This is a genomic window from Mycobacterium sp. 1245801.1 (assembly GCF_001673055.1).
Classification (GTDB): domain Bacteria; phylum Actinomycetota; class Actinomycetes; order Mycobacteriales; family Mycobacteriaceae; genus Mycobacterium; species Mycobacterium europaeum_A.
In genome coordinates this window covers 1-759 of sequence record NZ_LZKY01000327.1, presented here as the reverse complement: position 1 = coordinate 759, position 759 = coordinate 1, and the positions used below count along the sequence as shown (strand labels likewise).

At 68.5% G+C, this 759-nt stretch carries 1 protein-coding gene; it reads right to left on the bottom strand.

All coding sequences use genetic code 11. The features are described 5' to 3' along the window. The coding region (locus A5622_RS20815) for a hypothetical protein (protein WP_156753033.1) at nucleotides 1-579 on the bottom strand (579 nt) is incomplete at its 3' end. Nucleotides 580-759: the final 180 nt, after the last annotated feature.

Genomic DNA, 759 nt, shown 5'->3' with positions numbered 1-759 from the left:
ACCGTCCGGGGTGATCGCGAACAGGTCGCTAGCGCGGCCGCTGGCGCCACCCGGGGCGAACTGTGCGGCGACCCGCTCGCGCTCCATCTCGTTCAGCCGCTCACGCGCCCGCTCGTCGAATCCAGCGATGATGCGCCGCTCGTCGTCGGTGATCGTCCACGAGCCCTCACTAATCGACCACAGCGGGTTGCCGGCGTTCTGCACATGAGCGGCCGGGCTGTCTGACATCTGCCAATCAACCAGCTCGTCGACCTCGTCCCGCGCGAGCGGGTCGCCGCACAGTTCGCCCCGGGTGGCGCCAGCGGCCGCGCTAGCGACCTGTTCGCGATCACCCCGGACGGTGAGCGTATCGAGCCGGACGCCGACGGGGTGCTGCGCTGCCAGCCCGAGGACCGGGTGGTCATGCTGGTGCCGGGCGGCAACGCCGGCGCGGCGGTAGCCCTGGCGGACAGGCGCGGCAGCGGCGGCGGCATCGACGCCGTTATGGCCGCGGCGCTGAATTGGCAAGCGCGGACGGTGTGCGTCGAGGCGCCGCAGGTCCTCTATTACCGCGCCTACGGCCGCACCGGCGTGGTCCACTCGCCGTTCCGTGCGGAAGGGCGCGGCGAGAGTTTGGGACCAGTTAGGGGACCAGTTGACGATTCTGTCTGTGACGAGAACGTGACATGATGCAGGTTATGCGTGGTGCGCCGTCAGGGTTTCGAACCCCGGACCCGCTGATTAAGAGTCAGCATCCGTTGTATGATATGCTGGCGTTTG